At 38.5% G+C, this 16,823-nt stretch carries 16 protein-coding genes; all 16 read left to right on the top strand.

The window, feature by feature from the left end; translation table 11 throughout:
* The first annotated feature begins 5 nt into the window (after positions 1-5).
* The 16 genes from rbfA to CWS20_RS02495 all read left to right on the top strand — a co-directional run bounded on the left by rbfA (position 6) and on the right by CWS20_RS02495 (position 16,803).
* A complete protein-coding gene (rbfA, locus tag CWS20_RS02570; RefSeq protein ID WP_066197195.1) occupies positions 6-371 on the top strand; it encodes a 30S ribosome-binding factor RbfA in 366 nt (121 codons plus the stop codon).
* 368 nt (positions 372-739) lie between these two features.
* Positions 740-1,654 (top strand): tRNA pseudouridine(55) synthase TruB, encoded by a 915-nt coding sequence (gene truB / locus CWS20_RS02565; protein ID WP_066197197.1) that lies wholly within the window; start codon positions 740-742, stop codon positions 1,652-1,654.
* 69 nt (positions 1,655-1,723) lie between these two features.
* Positions 1,724-2,671 carry a bifunctional riboflavin kinase/FAD synthetase gene (ribF, locus tag CWS20_RS02560; RefSeq protein ID WP_066197199.1) on the top strand — a complete coding sequence of 316 codons (948 nt, stop codon included), beginning with the start codon at positions 1,724-1,726 and terminating at the stop codon, positions 2,669-2,671.
* A 125-nt stretch (positions 2,672-2,796) separates the two neighbouring features.
* The gene (rpsO, locus tag CWS20_RS02555) at positions 2,797-3,066 is read left to right on the top strand and encodes a 30S ribosomal protein S15 (protein ID WP_066197201.1); all 270 of its coding nucleotides are present in this window, start codon (positions 2,797-2,799) and stop codon (positions 3,064-3,066) included.
* A 291-nt stretch (positions 3,067-3,357) separates the two neighbouring features.
* Positions 3,358-5,478 carry a polyribonucleotide nucleotidyltransferase gene (gene pnp, locus CWS20_RS02550; protein WP_066197203.1) on the top strand — a complete coding sequence of 707 codons (2,121 nt, stop codon included), beginning with the start codon at positions 3,358-3,360 and terminating at the stop codon, positions 5,476-5,478.
* Between the two features lie 143 nt (positions 5,479-5,621).
* Positions 5,622-6,626 carry a polysaccharide deacetylase family protein gene (locus CWS20_RS02545; RefSeq protein ID WP_066197205.1) on the top strand — a complete coding sequence of 335 codons (1,005 nt, stop codon included), beginning with the start codon at positions 5,622-5,624 and terminating at the stop codon, positions 6,624-6,626.
* Between the two features lie 92 nt (positions 6,627-6,718).
* Positions 6,719-7,954, top strand: a complete 1,236-nt coding sequence (locus CWS20_RS02540; protein ID WP_066197207.1) for a M16 family metallopeptidase — start codon at positions 6,719-6,721, stop codon at positions 7,952-7,954.
* A 145-nt stretch (positions 7,955-8,099) separates the two neighbouring features.
* Positions 8,100-8,348 carry a YlmC/YmxH family sporulation protein gene (locus tag CWS20_RS02535; RefSeq protein ID WP_066197209.1) on the top strand — a complete coding sequence of 83 codons (249 nt, stop codon included), beginning with the start codon at positions 8,100-8,102 and terminating at the stop codon, positions 8,346-8,348.
* 338 nt (positions 8,349-8,686) lie between these two features.
* Positions 8,687-9,583, top strand: coding sequence for a dipicolinic acid synthetase subunit A (gene dpaA / locus CWS20_RS02530; protein ID WP_066197211.1), 897 nt, complete (start codon positions 8,687-8,689; stop codon positions 9,581-9,583).
* A 3-nt stretch (positions 9,584-9,586) separates the two neighbouring features.
* A complete protein-coding gene (dpaB, locus tag CWS20_RS02525; RefSeq protein WP_066197214.1) occupies positions 9,587-10,186 on the top strand; it encodes a dipicolinate synthase subunit B in 600 nt (199 codons plus the stop codon).
* 335 nt (positions 10,187-10,521) lie between these two features.
* Positions 10,522-11,571: an aspartate-semialdehyde dehydrogenase gene (gene asd, locus CWS20_RS02520; RefSeq protein WP_066197216.1), complete on the top strand. Its 1,050-nt coding sequence runs from the start codon at positions 10,522-10,524 to the stop codon at positions 11,569-11,571.
* A gap of 43 nt (positions 11,572-11,614) precedes the next feature.
* Positions 11,615-12,859 (top strand): aspartate kinase, encoded by a 1,245-nt coding sequence (dapG, locus tag CWS20_RS02515; RefSeq protein WP_066197218.1) that lies wholly within the window; start codon positions 11,615-11,617, stop codon positions 12,857-12,859.
* Between the two features lie 14 nt (positions 12,860-12,873).
* On the top strand, positions 12,874-13,740 hold the full coding sequence (gene dapA, locus CWS20_RS02510) for a 4-hydroxy-tetrahydrodipicolinate synthase (RefSeq protein WP_066197221.1): 867 nt from the start codon (positions 12,874-12,876) through the stop codon (positions 13,738-13,740).
* Between the two features lie 327 nt (positions 13,741-14,067).
* Positions 14,068-15,732 (top strand): ribonuclease J, encoded by a 1,665-nt coding sequence (locus CWS20_RS02505; protein ID WP_066197223.1) that lies wholly within the window; start codon positions 14,068-14,070, stop codon positions 15,730-15,732.
* 130 nt (positions 15,733-15,862) lie between these two features.
* Positions 15,863-16,594: a ClpP family protease gene (locus CWS20_RS02500; protein ID WP_066201555.1), complete on the top strand. Its 732-nt coding sequence runs from the start codon at positions 15,863-15,865 to the stop codon at positions 16,592-16,594.
* A complete protein-coding gene (locus CWS20_RS02495; protein WP_066197225.1) occupies positions 16,591-16,803 on the top strand; it encodes a YlzJ-like family protein in 213 nt (70 codons plus the stop codon). The genes CWS20_RS02500 and CWS20_RS02495 overlap by 4 nt, the downstream gene beginning before the upstream one ends.
* The last annotated feature ends 20 nt before the right edge of the window (positions 16,804-16,823 follow it).

Here is a 16,823-nt window from a genome sequence, read left to right as displayed (position 1 = left end):
AAAAAATGAGCCTTAGATCGAACAGAGTTGGAGAACAAATGAAAAAAGAGCTTGGTGAAATCATCGGCCGAAAAATCAAAGACCCACGCATTGGCTTTGTAACGGTAACCGATGTACAAGTGACAGGCGATCTTCAACAGGCTACTGTTTTTATCTCTGTTTTAGGTGATGAAGAACAAAGGGAAAATACGCTTAGAGGATTGGCTAAAGCAAAAGGCTTTATCCGTTCCGAAATTGGTCAAAGGATCAGATTGCGTAAAACACCGGAAATTCTATTTGAATTTGATGAATCGATTGATTACGGAAATCGAATTGAATCATTGCTCCATCAAATACAGGATGAAGAACAGTCAAAAGATAAAGATGAATAAGCTGGAAGGATAGACTAATGTCTATCCTTTTTTATGACGCCCACATTGGTATAGAAATTTATAATGGGTCTTAGCCAATGCGTCTACCACCAAACAACTGCGAATCATCACGCTAGCAACTAGTCAAATGAAATCGCACACGCACTTCGTGTTTCCTATAGCTTTGTCGATGTCCTTACAGTTTGTAAGGCGTCTGCACTATTCTTGAAAATAAAAAGAAATCGTTTAATTTTGAATAATGTCTAGCTCAGGCGTCTACCGCCAATCAAACTACAGGTATCTCCTTCCTATATCTCAATATCGATGACCTGCCAGTTCGTACGGTGATGAGCAACGTGCCTGCGCTTTTCTTATAGGAGGTTTATCCTGTGGAAGGAATTATCCCGTTATTAAAGCCTAAGGGAATGACTTCGCATGATTGTGTATTTAGGCTGCGCAAAATATTGAAAATGAAGAGAATTGGTCATACAGGTACATTGGATCCTGATGTGACTGGCGTTCTGCCGATTTGTATTGGAAGGGCAACTAAAGTTGCAGAGTATATTACAGACGCAGGAAAGCAGTATGAAGGGGAAGTTACACTTGGGTGGACAACGACAACTGAAGATGCTTCAGGTGATATTGTTGAACAAAAGAAAGTGAATCAATCATTCACAAGAGAACAAATTGAATCAGTGCTTAAATCATTTGTTGGAACAATTGAACAGACTCCGCCGATGTATTCCGCAGTCAAGGTAAGGGGTAAAAAGCTGTATGAGTATGCAAGGCAGGGCATCGAAGTGGAAAGGCCAACAAGGAAAGTCAATATATATGAGCTGCAGCTGCTTGACGACCGCGCAATCTTTACAGGTGAAACAATCAAATTTCGCTTTCGCGTCACTTGCAGTAAAGGGACATATATTCGAACCTTAGCTGTTATGATTGGACAGGCATTAGGTTATCCGGCACATATGTCAGAACTGATAAGAACAAGGTCGGCGTCGTTCTCATTAGACGATTGTTTCACGTTCGAACAGATTGAAAAACATATGGTCGATGAATCAATGGATCAAGTGCTTATGCCTCTAGAATTAGGGATTTCTCATTTGCCGAAATATCAAATAAATGATAAAGTAGCAGAGAAAGTAAAAAATGGTGCTGTTATTAGCATACCTGAGCAATTAAAAGAGATTGAAGGTCCGATTATGATTGAATCGGAAAATCATAAAGCCTTGGCACTGTATATTCATCATCCGAGCAAGCCTGGATTGATGAAGCCGACAAAGGTTCTAGCGATTGATTAATTTATGAAGCATTAGAGTGTTTGTTCATTTTTAACACTTTTGCTAAACAATAAAAAAAGGTGAATCATCATGGAAGTTATTAAGATTCAACATCCCCATCAATTAAACAAGGATGATCTTCCTCCATTATCAATGGCGCTCGGCTTTTTTGATGGCGTTCATTTAGGACATCAAAAAGTTATGCTAAGAGCCAAGGAAGAAGCCGCCCGCTTAGGTTTAAAAAGTGCTGTAATGACTTTTGATCCGCACCCTTCTGTCGTACTAGGGAAAAATGTAGGGGAAATAGAGTATATTACACCAATCAACGAAAAAATTAAAATCGTTTCACAATTAGGGATTGATTATTTATTTATCATCCACTTTTCGAAGGAATTTGCTCAATTATTACCACAAGAATTTATCGATCAGTATGTTATTGATTTGAATGTAAAGCATGTAACAGCTGGATTTGATTATTCCTATGGTCGGATGGGTAAGGGTACGATGGAGACATTGCCGCACCATTCACGTAATCAGTTTACTTATACGACTGTTCCAAAGCTGAAAAAAGGTGAGGAAAAAGTCAGCTCCACACTCATTAGGCGCTATATTCGTGATGGTCAAGTAGAACATATTCCAGCTTTGCTTGGACGATTCTATTCCTTGGCTGGTATAGTTGTCCAGGGGGATCAGCGAGGCAGAAAGCTTGGATTTCCCACTGCAAATGTACAGCCTAATGCTGCCTTTATCATTCCTCCAGTTGGTGTATATGCGGTTAAAATCTTCGTTCGCAATGAGTGGCGTGAAGGTGTGTGTAATTTAGGGTATAAACCAACATTTCACGACAACTTGGAGAAGCCTTCTGTAGAAGTAAATATCTTTGATTTTGACGAGGATATTTATGGTGAAGAGGTTATTGTAGAATGGCACCAGCACTTGCGCAGCGAACGAAAGTTTAATGGTATTGAGGAGCTGGTTGCTCAAATTACAAAGGATAAAGCGTCAGCCCAGCAATATTTTGAAAAAAACAAGGTTTAGTCTTGCATTTTGTCGCAAATCGTTGTATTCTTATAAACGTATCGATTTATGAACCTTTGCTTGGCAAGTCGAGTCACCGACGCTTGCTCAGTAACAGGGGATTGAAATTTTAGGAGGTGAATCGGATGGCAATCACTAAAGAACGTAAAAATGAACTAATCAATGAGTTCAGAACTCATGAGAGTGACACTGGATCTCCAGAAGTTCAAATCGCTGTCCTTACAGAAGAAATCAACAATTTGAACGATCATTTACGTACTCATAAGAAAGATCACCACTCACGTCGTGGTCTATTGAAAATGGTAGGTAAACGTCGTAACCTATTAACTTATCTTCGTAACAAAGATGTACAACGTTACCGTGAGTTAATCAATAAGCTTGGTTTACGTCGATAATAAGAAGCTTGAAAAAGTTTTCTTATTTAAAGAAGCGGGATTTTTTCCCGCTTTTTTATTAGCCTAAAATTATCTTTTCTATACATAAGCAAGTATTGTTATTTTATATATTGGAAAAATTGTGCATACTATAGAGGTATTTAAAAATTGATTAATAATAGCATTTTGCTTTTTTAAGATAAGCGTTTAAACCTTTGTTGGGAAAATGGCTAGCTTCAGCGCTTTCTTAATGATAGATGATTTAGGAAGGATACCTTCCTTGTAAGTGAAATGGTAGAGAGGGGTACAAATATGGGACAAGATAAGCATGTCTATAGCATAGATTGGGCTGGTCGCAAACTGACAGTAGAGATTGGCCAGCTTGCTAAACAAGCCAATGGTGCTGTATTGGTTCGCTATGGCGATACGGCTGTGTTAAGTACAGCGACAGCATCAAAGGAACCGAAAAATTTAGATTTCTTTCCTTTAACAGTAAATTATGAGGAACGCTTATATGCTGTAGGGAAAATTCCAGGAGGCTTCATCAAGCGTGAAGGACGTCCAAGTGAGAAGGCAATATTGGCGAGCCGTTTAATTGACCGTCCAATTCGTCCTTTGTTTGCAGATGGCTTTAGAAACGATGTTCAAGTCGTTAGCATGGTCATGAGTGTTGATCAAGATTGCTCTTCTGAAATGGCAGCAATGTTTGGCTCATCTCTTGCGTTAAGCGTTTCGGATATTCCATTCGGCGGTCCTATTGCAGGTGTAACTGTTGGAAGGATTGATGGTGCATTCATTATTAATCCGTCAGTAGATCAGGCGGAGAAAAGTGATATCCACTTGGTTGTAGCCGGGACAAAAGATGCAATCAACATGGTAGAAGCTGGTGCTGATGAGGTGCCGGAAGAAACAATGCTAGAAGCAATTATGTTTGGTCATGAAGAAATTAAACGCTTAATTTCTTTCCAAGAAAAAATTGCAGAAGAAATCGGCAAAGAAAAGATGGAGATTGTTCTCTATCAAATCGATGCCCAAATCGAAGCTGAAGTTCGTGGTATGTGTGAAAATGATATGATTCCTGCCATTCAAGTTCAGGAAAAACATGCGCGTGAAGCGGCTATTAAAGCAGTAAAAGATAAAGTGCTTGCTCATTATGAAGAGCAGGAAGCAGATGAAGATTTAACTAAACAAGTGAAGCAAGTGCTTGATAAAATTGTTAAAGGCGAAGTTCGCCGCTTGATTACCGAGGATAAAGTTCGTCCGGATGGTCGTGGTTTAGACATCATTCGTCCGCTATATTCCGAAGTAGGCCTTCTTCCGCGTACACATGGATCCGGATTATTCACTCGCGGTCAAACACAGGCGCTAAGCATTTGTACTTTAGGTGCACTTGGTGATGTGCAAATCCTTGATGGGCTTGGCATCGAAGAAGAAAAACGCTTTATGCATCATTATAATTTCCCTAACTTTAGTGTAGGTGAAACTGGTCCAATGAGAGGCCCAGGCCGTCGTGAAATTGGACACGGTGCACTTGGAGAACGCGCGTTAGAGCCGATTATTCCTTCAGAAAAGGATTTTCCGTATACCATCCGCCTAGTATCTGAGGTGCTTGAATCAAACGGGTCTACTTCTCAAGCGAGTATTTGTGCCAGTACGCTTGCGATGATGCATGCAGGTGTTCCAATTAAAGCACCAGTTGCAGGAATTGCTATGGGTCTAATTAAAACTGGTGATTACTATTCAATCTTAACTGATATTCAAGGCATGGAAGATCATTTAGGAGATATGGATTTTAAAGTAGCAGGTACAGCTAAAGGTGTTACTGCCCTGCAAATGGATATAAAAATCGAGGGCTTATCTCGTGAAATTTTAGAAGAAGCTTTACAGCAAGCGAAAACGGGACGTATGCAAATCCTTGATTCAATGCTTGCTACGATTGATGCACCAAGTAAACAGCTTTCTCAATATGCTCCGAAAATCTTAATGATGTCTATTAATCCAGATAAAATTCGTGACGTTATTGGACCAAGCGGTAAACAAATCAATAAAATCATTGAAGAAACTGGCGTGAAAATTGACATCGAGCAAGATGGAACAGTATTCATTTCATCTGTTGATGAAGAAATGAACCAAAAAGCGAAGAAAATCATTGAAGATATTGTTCGTGAAGTAGAAGTCGGACAAATGTATTTAGGAAAAGTTAAGCGTATTGAAAAATTCGGTGCTTTCGTTGAAATTTTCAATGGTAAAGATGGCCTAGTTCACATTTCTGAACTTGCTGAAGAGAGGATCGGTAAGGTGGAAGATGTCGTTTCGATTGGTGATGAATTACTTGTTAAAGTAACGGAGATCGACAAGCAAGGACGTGTCAACCTTTCGAGAAAGGCTGTTTTAAAAGAGCAGCGTGAACAAAAAGAAAAAGCAGAAAAATAATATACCTATGTTTAATCGTAGGCAATGAAAGTCAGGGGGTCCCCTGGCTTTTTACATAGTTAGCTAAAAATATGAATAAGTTTTTTCATATGTTCTACCTTGTCCCGAACCTTCATAATCTGTATATGAAGGAGGCTTAATTGATGAAAAAGCTTATTCATTTATTTTTAATGGTAGCGTGCGGTTTTTTAATTGTATACAATCCACTTACAAGCCAATATTTATCTATGCTAATGTCAGAATCGGTGACAGTAGATAAAAAGGTAGATGCATTATATAACGAAATTAGCGAAAAGGCGCCGGAATACGAAATTCCTGCACAAGATGCAGTGATTGACCGTGTATGGAAGGCGATACCAGGACTTAACGGCTTACAGGTCGATATAGATGAATCATATAAGAAAATGAAAAAAGGTAAAAAGTTTGATGAAAGTAAACTTGTTTATCATCAGGTGAAGCCTAATGTTCATTTGAGTGATTTATCTCCGAGCCCAATTTATCGGGGGCATCCGGATAAGCCGATGGTAAGTTTTATTATAAATGTAGCCTGGGGGAACGAATTTCTGCCTGATATGCTTGCTACATTAAAAGCACATAATGTTTCAGCAAGCTTTTTTTTAGAAGGAAGATGGACGCAAAACAATCCGGAATTAGCCAAAATGATTGTATCGGCAGGACATGAAGTGGGCAATCACTCTTATACTCATCCGGATATGAAAGTGATTTCAGCGCAAAAATCAAGAGAAGAAATTAGAAAAACAAATGAAGTCATTGAGGCAACAACTGAAAAAGATGTGGAGTGGTTTGCACCACCTAGCGGAAGCTACCGCAATCAGACGGTACAAATTGCAGCTGAAGAGAATCTTGGCACTGTTATGTGGACAGTTGATACAATTGATTGGCAAAAGCCTTCGCCGGATGTTTTGTTAAACAGAGTTTTAAACAAAGTTGACAACGGCTCGATGATTTTAATGCATCCAACTGCGTCAACGGCACAGGCAATGGATCAATTAATACAAGGTATCAAAGATAAAAATTTACAAATTGTTACTGTGTCTAGGCTGTTATCAGAGGATCGTGTAATAGACAATGCCACAAAAAATAATAAACATGACTTTGGAAAAAATAACAATAATGGTATACACTAAAGATAACCTCCAAAGTATTCGGCGGTTTTTCATTAATGAGCATAAAGCAAGCTCACGTACATACAGCTTGCAATAGAACAGGAGGAGCATGCTTGATAAAAAGATATACATGTCAAAACGGGGTAAGAGTAGTATTGGAAAATATTCCTACTGTACGCTCTGTAGCAATTGGAGTTTGGATTGGAACGGGCTCTAGAAATGAAGATGCAAAAAATAATGGGATTTCTCATTTTTTGGAGCATATGTTCTTTAAGGGAACAAAAACTAGAACAGCAAGAGAGATTGCGGAATCCTTTGATAGTATTGGCGGTCAAGTTAATGCCTTTACTTCAAAGGAATACACTTGTTATTACGCAAAGGTCCTTGATACACATGCCAATTTTGCATTAGATGTGCTGTCAGATATGTTTTTCAATTCATCCTTTGTTACAGAGGAATTGAATAAAGAGAAGAACGTAGTGTATGAGGAAATTAAAATGTATGAAGATACGCCTGATGATATCGTTCATGACTTGCTAAGCAAAGCTATTTATGAGAACCATGCATTAGGCTATCCTATTTTAGGAACGGAAGAAACTTTAGCTACATTTAGCGGAGATACGCTAAGAGAATATATGCACAATCATTACATACCAGAGAATATTGTTATCTCAATTGCAGGGAATGTGCCAGATTCATTTATTAATGATGTCGATAAGCTCTTTGGTTCATATACAGCTGGAAAACAGGAAAAATCTAATCACAAACCAAGCTTCCACACGAATAAAGTGGCAAGAAAAAAAGAAACAGAACAAGCTCATCTATGTTTAGGCTATCAAGGTTTGCCTGTAGGTCATGATGATATGTACAATTTGATTGTATTAAATAATGTTTTAGGCGGAAGTATGAGCAGCCGCCTGTTTCAAGATGTCAGGGAAGATAAAGGACTTGCCTATTCGGTGTTTTCTTATCACTCAGCCTTCCAGGATACAGGTATCGTTACGCTCTATGGAGGCACTGGTGCAAAACAATTAGATGTCCTTTATGATACGATTCAAAATACACTGAAGGTATTAAAACAGGATGGTATCACTGATAAGGAACTAAACAATAGTAAGGAACAATTGAAAGGAAGTCTCATGCTTAGCCTTGAAAGCACAAACAGCCGAATGAGCCGCAACGGCAAAAATGAGCTTTTATTAGGCGAACACCGCTCGCTAGATGAAATTGTAGAGGATATCGATAAAGTGACGAAAGATGCTGTTAACGAAATGGCAAATAACGTGTTTACTGATAATTTCTCAATAGCATTGATCAGCCCTGATGGAGAATTGCCAAAAAACTTATAATAACTGTAAAAAGAGGATTCTATTTTAATAATAGATCCTCTTTTTGTCCTTTAGAAGTTTGGGGACAAATTGCTTAACTTGATTCTAAAATGGGGGCTATCATTATAGATATATATAAACTAGTTATCATAAGGAGTGGAGTCCATTGCGTTTAAGTGAGTTGAGCGGAAAAGAAATCGTTGATGTCAAGCGTGCAGAAAAGCTCGGAGTTCTAGGGCAAACAGATTTAGAAATAAATGAGAAAAATGGACAAATACAAGCATTGCTTATTCCTACGCTCAAATGGTTCGGCTTCCGAAAGCACAGTGATGAAATCAGAGTTTCGTGGAATCATATAAGTAAAATTGGTTCAGACATGATAATGATTGACATACCTGAAGAAAAAGACAGCTAAAAAGCGAGCGGTAAGTCCTCGGAGAACCTAAACCCTTTCTTTTTATTTTTGCGATGAGTTTTTCTACAGACTGTGAGAAAGAAGAAACGAAAACCGTTTCTTCTTTCTTTTTTTATTTGTAGGTGCATGGGACAAAGACAAATCATTAGGTACTGAAAAAATACATACTGCTAATGATTAACGCTGCACTGTATGACGAATCGAAAGAGAAAATAATTTTTCACACCCTCGTCCATTCTTAGTGGGAAAACTCACCTATTTTGCTTACGAGACATAAGATGTTGGAGTAGTTTAGTAAAAGAATCGTATATGATTCTTTAAAAGAAGGTGAGTGTTGCATGCTGACAGGATTACAAATTGCAGTTATCGGCGGAGATGCAAGGCAGCTGGAAGTGATTCGTAAATTAACTGAACTCGATGCAAAGCTGTCATTAATAGGCTTCGAGCAGTTAGACCATGCCTTTTCCGGTGCGGTGAAGGAAAAAATCGATGAAGTAGACTTTTCTTGCATAGACTCAATTATTTTACCAGTACCCGGTGCAGGACCAGAAGGTCAAATTGATACAATTTTTTCTAATGAAAAAGTAACAATAGATGAAGAGATATTAAAGAAAACACCATCTCATTGCAAAATTTATACAGGAATTAATCCTCCCTATTTAACAAATATCGCAAGTTTGGCCAATCGTGAACTCGTTCAATTATTTGATCGGGATGATGTGGCTATTTATAACTCTATACCGACTGTTGAGGGTGCGATTATGATGGCAATTCAGCATACTGACTTTACTATTCATGGATCAAATATTTCAGTTTTAGGATTAGGCAGAACAGGCATGAGTATTGCTCGAGCGTTCCATGCACTAGGTGCAAAGGTGAAAGTAGGAGCAAGAAAAAGTGAGCATATTGCTCGCATTACCGAAATGGGATTAACGCCTTTTCATTTAAAGGACATTCAATCTGCAGTTGTTGATAGTGATATTTGCATAAATACGATTCCTCATCCCATTGTAAGTGCCGCTGTAATTAATAAGATGCCTGTGCACACGTTAATTATAGATTTGGCATCTAAACCAGGTGGCACCGATTTTCGCTATGCTGAAAAACGCGGGGTAAAAGCACTTTTAGCTCCTGGACTTCCTGGAATCGTTGCTCCAAAAACAGCAGGACGTATTTTAGCTAATGTGCTGGCGCAGCTCATTACAGAAGATATGAGAAATCAGAAAGGGGAATAAGCGATGAGCTTAAACGGAAAAAGAATTGGCTTCGGGTTAACAGGGTCTCATTGTACTTATGATGCGGTTTTCCCTGAAATAGAAAAACTTGTTCTTGCAGGTGCTGAAGTGCTTCCGGTAGTAACCTTTACGGTGCAAAACACAAACACAAGATTCGGTGATGGAGAGGATTGGATTAAAAGAATAGAAGAGTTAACTGGCAATAAAGTGATTGATTCAATTGTTAAGGCTGAACCGCTCGGGCCAAAAATCCCATTGGATTGTATGGTTATTGCTCCTTTGACAGGCAATTCAATGAGCAAGTTCGCCAATGCCATGACAGATTCTCCGGTTTTAATGGCTGCAAAAGCAACATTGCGCAATGAAATGCCTGTAGTTCTCGGCATTTCAACCAACGATGCTCTCGGATTAAACGGAGCTAATTTAATGAGACTCATGGCAACGAAGAATATTTACTTTATCCCGTTTGGTCAGGATGATCCAATTAAAAAGCCCAATTCGATGGTTGCAAGAATGACCGCTTTATCAGATACAATTATTTCGGCAATGGAAGGTAAACAGCTGCAGCCGGTTATTGTAGAAAGATATAAAGATGGCGTGTGATTAATAATTTGATGAAAATTGCATTTTAATTAATTTTTATAGTGAATGACTGTTTAATTTGGAATCTAGTTCAAAATATCGCATAATGAAAATAGGGCATTTCGAAAATGTAACCTGAATGCAAGTTTTCTATCAAATTTTAATTTTTTAATGCGGGAATATGATAAAATATATTATAAACTTCAGTGAGTGATGATTGAAACGTAAGTAATTTAAATGCAAGCAGTAAGCGGCACTTCAATTGCCGTTTTCTGGCTGCATTTTTGAGCGATAACATGACAAGCTGATGAATATTATACTAGCAAATCAAATTGTTGCCGGAAGGGGAAAATAATATGGCAGAGACAAAAGGCTTCCATGTAGCTGTAGTTGGAGCAACTGGTGCAGTCGGTGAACAAATTTTAAAAACTTTAGAGAATAGAAATTTTCCAATTAAAAAATTGACATTATTATCTTCATCTCGTTCTGCGGGAAAGAAGGTTTTATATAAAGGCGAGTCCTATACTTTGCAGGAAGCGAAGCCGGAGAGCTTTGAAGGTGTTCAGATTGCATTATTTAGCGCTGGTGGCAGCGTATCAAAAGCACTTGCACCAGAAGCAGTTAAACGCGGTGCAATTGTAGTAGATAATACAAGTGCGTTCCGAATGGACGAAAACACACCGCTTGTTGTACCTGAAGTAAATGAGGAAGATCTTCATCAGCATAACGGTATTATTGCCAATCCTAACTGTTCGACAATTCAAATGGTCGTAGCACTTGAGCCAATAAGAAAAGCGTTTGGTTTGAATAAAGTGATTGTCTCTACTTATCAAGCTGTATCAGGTTCCGGTCAGGCAGCGATTGAAGAAATGTATGGTCAGACAAAGGCGATTTTAAACAATGAAGAATTCAAACCTGAAGTTCTGCCTGTAAAAGGCGATAAAAAACATTATCAAATTGCTTTCAATGCAATTCCACAAATTGATAAGTTTGTAGATAACGGATATACGTTTGAAGAAATGAAAATGATTAATGAAACGAAAAAAATCATGCATTTACCAGAATTGCCAGTAGCTGCTACTTGCGTCCGCTTACCAGTAGCAACTGGACATTCGGAATCTGTTTATTTCGAAATTAATAAATCAGGAGTTAGTTCTGAAGAAATTAAAGGTTTATTGAAAGAGGGACCAGGAATTGTGCTGCAGGATGATCCTGAAAATCAAATATATCCGATGCCTGCTGATTGTGTAGGAAAAAATGATGTATTTGTTGGCCGTATTCGCAATGATTTAGATGAGAAAAAAGGTTTCCATATGTGGGTGGTTTCTGATAATCTACTTAAAGGTGCAGCATGGAACTCTGTACAAATTGCAGAAAGTCTTGTTAAATTAAGTATAGTAAAATAATCAGTATGTTTTTTAAAATAGATTAGCTTTTTGAGGTGTTTTAATGAAAATCGTCGTTCAAAAATTTGGTGGCACATCGGTGCGAAATGAAGAAGGCCGCAATCATGCATTAAGGCATATAAAACATGCTATTTCAGAAGGCTTTAAAGTAGTGGTAGTTGTATCAGCTATGGGCAGAAAAGGTGATCCTTATGCTACGGATACGTTGCTTTCTCTAGTTGGTCTGCCAGATACAAAAATAAATAAGCGAGAAACCGACTTGATCCTGTCTTGTGGAGAAATAATCTCCAGTGTTGTATTCACCAATATGCTGCTTGAAAATCAAATTTCAGCGACTGCTTTAACTGGTGCACAGGCAGGTTTTAGAACAAATCATGATCATATGAATGCAAAGATTATTGATATGAAATGTGATCGTTTATTAAAAGAACTTGAGTCAAGCGAAGTGGTCGTCGTTGCTGGCTTCCAAGGTTCGGCTAGAAACGGGGATATAACAACGATTGGAAGAGGTGGAAGTGACACTTCTGCGGCAGCATTAGGCTCAGCTTTAAATGCTGAGTGGATTGATATATTTACGGATGTCGAAGGAATTATGACAGCTGATCCAAGGATTGCTGAGAATGCTCGTCCGCTAAATGTTGTTACTTATACTGAAGTATGTAATATGGCTTACCAAGGAGCAAAAGTCATTCATCCAAGAGCTGTTGAAATTGCCATGCAGGCAAAGATACCAATTAGAATTCGTTCAACATATACTGATGGATTAGGCACACTAGTTACAACTATAACAAAGCATAATCGCGGAGCCGATATTAAAGAACGACCAGTAACTGGCATTGCTCACGTAGCAAATATTTCGCAAATTAAAGTATTAGCAAAAGAAAATCAATATGATTTGCAATCAGAAGTATTTAAGGCAATGGCTAACGAAGGTATCAGTGTTGATTTTATCAACATTTATCCGAATGGCGTAAATTACACAGTTACTGAAGAAATGACTGATAAAGCAGTTAGTATTTTAAACAAGCTTGGACATCAGCCTAAAGTCGAGAGAGCTTGTGCTAAAGTATCAGTGGTCGGCGCTGGAATGCAAGGAGTTCCAGGAGTTGCATCAAAGATTGTAACAGCTTTATCAGAGCAGGGCATAAGAATTATGCAATCTGCTGATAGCCATACGACAATCTGGGTATTAGTAGAACAGAAGGATTTGCCGAAAGCAGTCAATGCCTTGCATGATGCTTTTCATTTAGAAAAAGAATTATTGGAGATTAAGCGAACGGATATTTAAAATGAGGTGTTAAAATGGTATTATTCGGAAGGGTTTCTACGGCGATGGTTACGCCATTTGATATAAACGGTCATATTGATTTCGCAAAAACAACACAGGTAATTAATCATTTAATTGAAAATGGGACCGACTCACTTGTCGTTGCTGGTACGACAGGCGAATCGCCTACTTTGACAAAAGAGGAAAAAATTGCACTGTTTCGGCATGTTGTCAAGGTAGCAGACAAGCGTGTACCTGTCATTGCAGGTACAGGCAGCAATAACACTTACGCATCAATCGAGCTGACGAAAAAGGCAGAAGAGATCGGTGTTGATGCGATCATGCTAGTAACGCCATACTATAATAAACCGAATCAAACAGGCTTATACCAGCATTTTAAAGCGATTGCGGAAAGCACAAGCTTACCAGTGATGCTATATAATATCCCGGGTCGTTCTGCAGTTAATATAGCACCTGAAACGATCATTGAACTTTCAAAGGTTGAAAATATCGTAGCTGTTAAAGAGGCAAGTGGTGACTTAAATGCGATGACTAAGATCATTGCAGAAACAGATGACCAATTCATGCTTTATAGCGGTGATGACGGAATTGCACTTCCTGTAATGGCTATTGGTGGTGTAGGCGTTGTTTCTGTTGCATCACATATTATTGGCAATGAAATACAAGAAATGATTCAATCCTACTTGAACGGCAATTATCAAGCGGCAGCTATTAAGCATCAGGAGATATTGCCAGTGATGGAAGGCTTGTTTGCGGCACCAAGTCCGGGGCCAGTTAAAACAGCACTTCAGTTAAAAGGCTTGGACGTCGGATCTGTACGTTTGCCGATGGTGCCTTTAACTGAAAGTGAAAGAAAAGCACTTATAGATTTGCTAAAATAACCGAAAAACTTTAGTAGAAGCGCCAAGAGGTGATGAGTGATCCCTTCTTGGCGCTGTTTTTATAAAGAATAGAGTTATATATTTTAATGACTTAAGGCTTATAATTTTATGGATGAATTTACGAATATATGAGCATTTTAATAGCCCATTTAAAATAATAATACATAAATTAGTACTTATTACACAGGTGAAGAGTGGACGAACTTGGACATCCTTCCACTATAAACCGGATAAATGCATAAATTTGGTTGTCATCAATTTCAAAGTTCAAGTATAATGGTGATAACTGATTTTGATCGGGCCAAAGATATTTAGGAGGAAGCATAAGTGAAGAGACAGAACGAGAGCATCAAGCTGACAGCATTAGGTGGGGTAGGAGAACTTGGGAAAAACATGCATATTGTCGAGGTAGATGAAGATATTTATGTGATCGATGCAGGTTTAATGTCCCCTGAAAATGAAATGCTAGGAATTGACACGGTGATTCCTGATATTACTTATTTAGTACAACAAAAGGAACGAGTGCAAGGGATTTTTTTAACGCATGGTCATGATGATCATATTGGCGGATTATCCTATATTTTAAGGCAGTTGAATGTTCCTGTGTACGGAACTAAACTAACGCTGGCATTAGCAAAGTCAAAAATGAAAGAACAGGATTTTAAAGATAAGGCGGATCTTGTTGAAATACATAGTGATACGAGATTTCAGTTTGGCGCTGCGGAAGTATCATTTTTTAGAACGAATCATAATATCCCGGACAGTGTCGGCATCTGTATTCATACATCAGAAGGTGTAATTGTCCATACAGGGGACTTTAAATTTGACCAAGCAGCCGACAGTCTCTACAAAGCTGAAGTCGGTAAAATGGCAAGAATCGGTGAAGAAGGTGTCCTTTGCCTATTGTCAGATAGCACGGAAGCAGAGAAACCAGGATATACAAATTCTGAAGTAAATGTAAGGAAGTCTTTAACTCAAGCGCTTGACCATGCTCCTGGACGAGTTATTGCAGCGACATTTGCTTCCGATATTATTCGCATTCAGCATATTTTTGATGCTGCTTTTGAAGCTGGACGAAAAGTCGCTGTAGTGGGTAAAAGCTTACAAAAGAATTATGATATAGCCTTGAAGCTCGGCTATTTAACTGTTCACGAAGAGTTAATCATTCCGGTAGCAGACATAGGCGAATATGCTGATGACGAAATCGTTGTGTTGATCACAGGTTCGCAAGGGGAACCAATAGACGCACTGCAAAAGATGGCAAAGCAAAACCACCGTCAAGTGAATATAAAAAAAGGCGACCATGTCCTTTTTGCATCCTCACCGCTCAGAGGGACAGAAGTATATTTATCCAAGACAGTAGACTTGCTTTTCCGAAGCGGAGCCTATGTGATTTCAGGAAAAGGCACGTTCAATACTTCCAGTCATGGCAGTCAAGAAGAACTTAAGTTCATGATTAATTTAATGAACCCAAAATTCTTTATCCCTGTGCATGGGGAGTACCGCATGTTAAAAGCTCATGCAAATATTGCGAAAGAGTGCGGAATTGACGATAAAAACATCTTTATTCCTGATAAAGGTGAAGTGGCAGAAATTAAAGAGGGTGAAATGCGTCCTGCAGGAAAAATACCTGCTGGCCATATATTGATTGATGGTAGCGGAGTAGGCGATGTAGGTAATATCGTTCTTAGGGACAGGAAACTTCTTTCCCAAGATGGAATCTTATTAGTCGTAGTTACACTCAATAAAAAAGAAAAAACAATCTCAGCTGGGCCAGAAATAATCACAAGAGGCTTTGTTTATGTTCGTGAATCTGAGCAGCTGCTCATAGAAGCAACTAAATTAGTTAAGGAAATTGTAGAGAACAAATTAGCGAATGAAGCATTTGACTGGTCTGGAATTAAGCAGGATATGAGGGATGGATTGAATCAATATTTGTTTGATAAAACAAAACGTAGACCAATGATTTTACCGATAATAATGGAAGCATAAACGAAGAATGCCCAAGGTGAGCCTTGAGGCATTCTTTTTTGTGTGACAAAATGGCAAAGGAATGAAAATCTCTCCAGAGCTCATACTAAACGTATATAGCTGGAAGGGAGAAAAGAGCATGGATAAAGAAATGTATTCGAACGAAAACGAACAGGAGCAGCCTAAAGAAACTGAAAAGCAAACACCTTTAATGGAGAAAATACAGCAGCTTGGACAAACGAATGTTCCTCAATTATCACAGGATTCAAAAATACATTGCTTAACGATAGTGGGGCAGGTAGAGGGACATCTTCAATTGCCGCCGCAAAATAAAACAACTAAATATGAACATCTTATTCCACAAATTGTTGCAATTGAGCAGAATCCTAAAATTGAAGGCTTGCTTGTCATATTGAATACGGTAGGCGGGGATGTTGAAGCAGGACTTGCGATTTCAGAAATGCTGGCTTCCCTCTCTAAGCCAACCGTATCGATCGTATTAGGAGGAGGCCATTCCATCGGTGTCCCAATTGCCGTATCATGTAATTACTCCTTTATTGCTGAAACTGCAACGATGACCATCCATCCGATTAGATTAACAGGATTGGTCATAGGCGTTCCGCAAACTTTTGAGTATTTAGATAAAATGCAGGAGCGCGTCATTAATTTTGTTACGAAGCATTCAGATGTTTCTGAGGAAAAATTTAAAGATTTAATGTTTGCAAAAGGAAATTTGACAAGGGATATAGGAACAAATGTAATAGGAGCGGATGCAGTTGAATACGGACTGATCAATGAGGTTGGAGGAGTAGGTCCAGCAATGAAAAAGCTCATGGATTTAATCGAAATAAACAAAGATGAAAAAGAAGGACTAATCCAATGATTTTATATACAACTATGCCGTATGATTTAGTATATCAGTCTGAATCACAGGAATATGAAAAACAAAAGATTATCAATCATCATGGTATACCGCTCTTAGTGGAAATAGTCAGTGGGGCAGAATGCATCATTTTGCAAGTTATGAGCAGCAACCCTAATGACTTTATGAACGAAACTTATAGTCCGGGAACAAAAATTACCTTATCTTAACGGTAAGTGAGTGTTAATAT

The sequence above is a fragment of the Cytobacillus horneckiae genome (genome assembly GCF_002835735.1).
In the GTDB taxonomy this organism is placed as follows: Bacteria; Bacillota; Bacilli; order Bacillales; family Cytobacillaceae; genus Cytobacillus; species Cytobacillus horneckiae.
This window is presented reverse-complemented; position numbering and strand designations above follow the sequence as displayed.

Excerpts from the sequence above, each read along its gene's own strand:
- rbfA (WP_066197195.1), top strand. The coding sequence starts at position 6 with ATGAGCCTTAGATCGAACAGAGTTGGAGAACAAATGAAAAAAGAGCTT.
- ribF (WP_066197199.1), top strand. The coding sequence starts at position 1,724 with ATGGAAGTTATTAAGATTCAACATCCCCATCAATTAAACAAGGATGAT.
- rpsO (WP_066197201.1), top strand. The coding sequence starts at position 2,797 with ATGGCAATCACTAAAGAACGTAAAAATGAACTAATCAATGAGTTCAGA.
- pnp (WP_066197203.1), top strand. The coding sequence starts at position 3,358 with ATGGGACAAGATAAGCATGTCTATAGCATAGATTGGGCTGGTCGCAAA.
- CWS20_RS02545 (WP_066197205.1), top strand. The coding sequence starts at position 5,622 with ATGAAAAAGCTTATTCATTTATTTTTAATGGTAGCGTGCGGTTTTTTA.
- dpaA (WP_066197211.1), top strand. The coding sequence starts at position 8,687 with ATGCTGACAGGATTACAAATTGCAGTTATCGGCGGAGATGCAAGGCAG.
- dpaB (WP_066197214.1), top strand. The coding sequence starts at position 9,587 with ATGAGCTTAAACGGAAAAAGAATTGGCTTCGGGTTAACAGGGTCTCAT.
- asd (WP_066197216.1), top strand. The coding sequence starts at position 10,522 with ATGGCAGAGACAAAAGGCTTCCATGTAGCTGTAGTTGGAGCAACTGGT.
- dapG (WP_066197218.1), top strand. The coding sequence starts at position 11,615 with ATGAAAATCGTCGTTCAAAAATTTGGTGGCACATCGGTGCGAAATGAA.
- dapA (WP_066197221.1), top strand. The coding sequence starts at position 12,874 with ATGGTATTATTCGGAAGGGTTTCTACGGCGATGGTTACGCCATTTGAT.
- CWS20_RS02500 (WP_066201555.1), top strand. The coding sequence starts at position 15,863 with ATGTATTCGAACGAAAACGAACAGGAGCAGCCTAAAGAAACTGAAAAG.
- CWS20_RS02495 (WP_066197225.1), top strand. The coding sequence starts at position 16,591 with ATGATTTTATATACAACTATGCCGTATGATTTAGTATATCAGTCTGAA.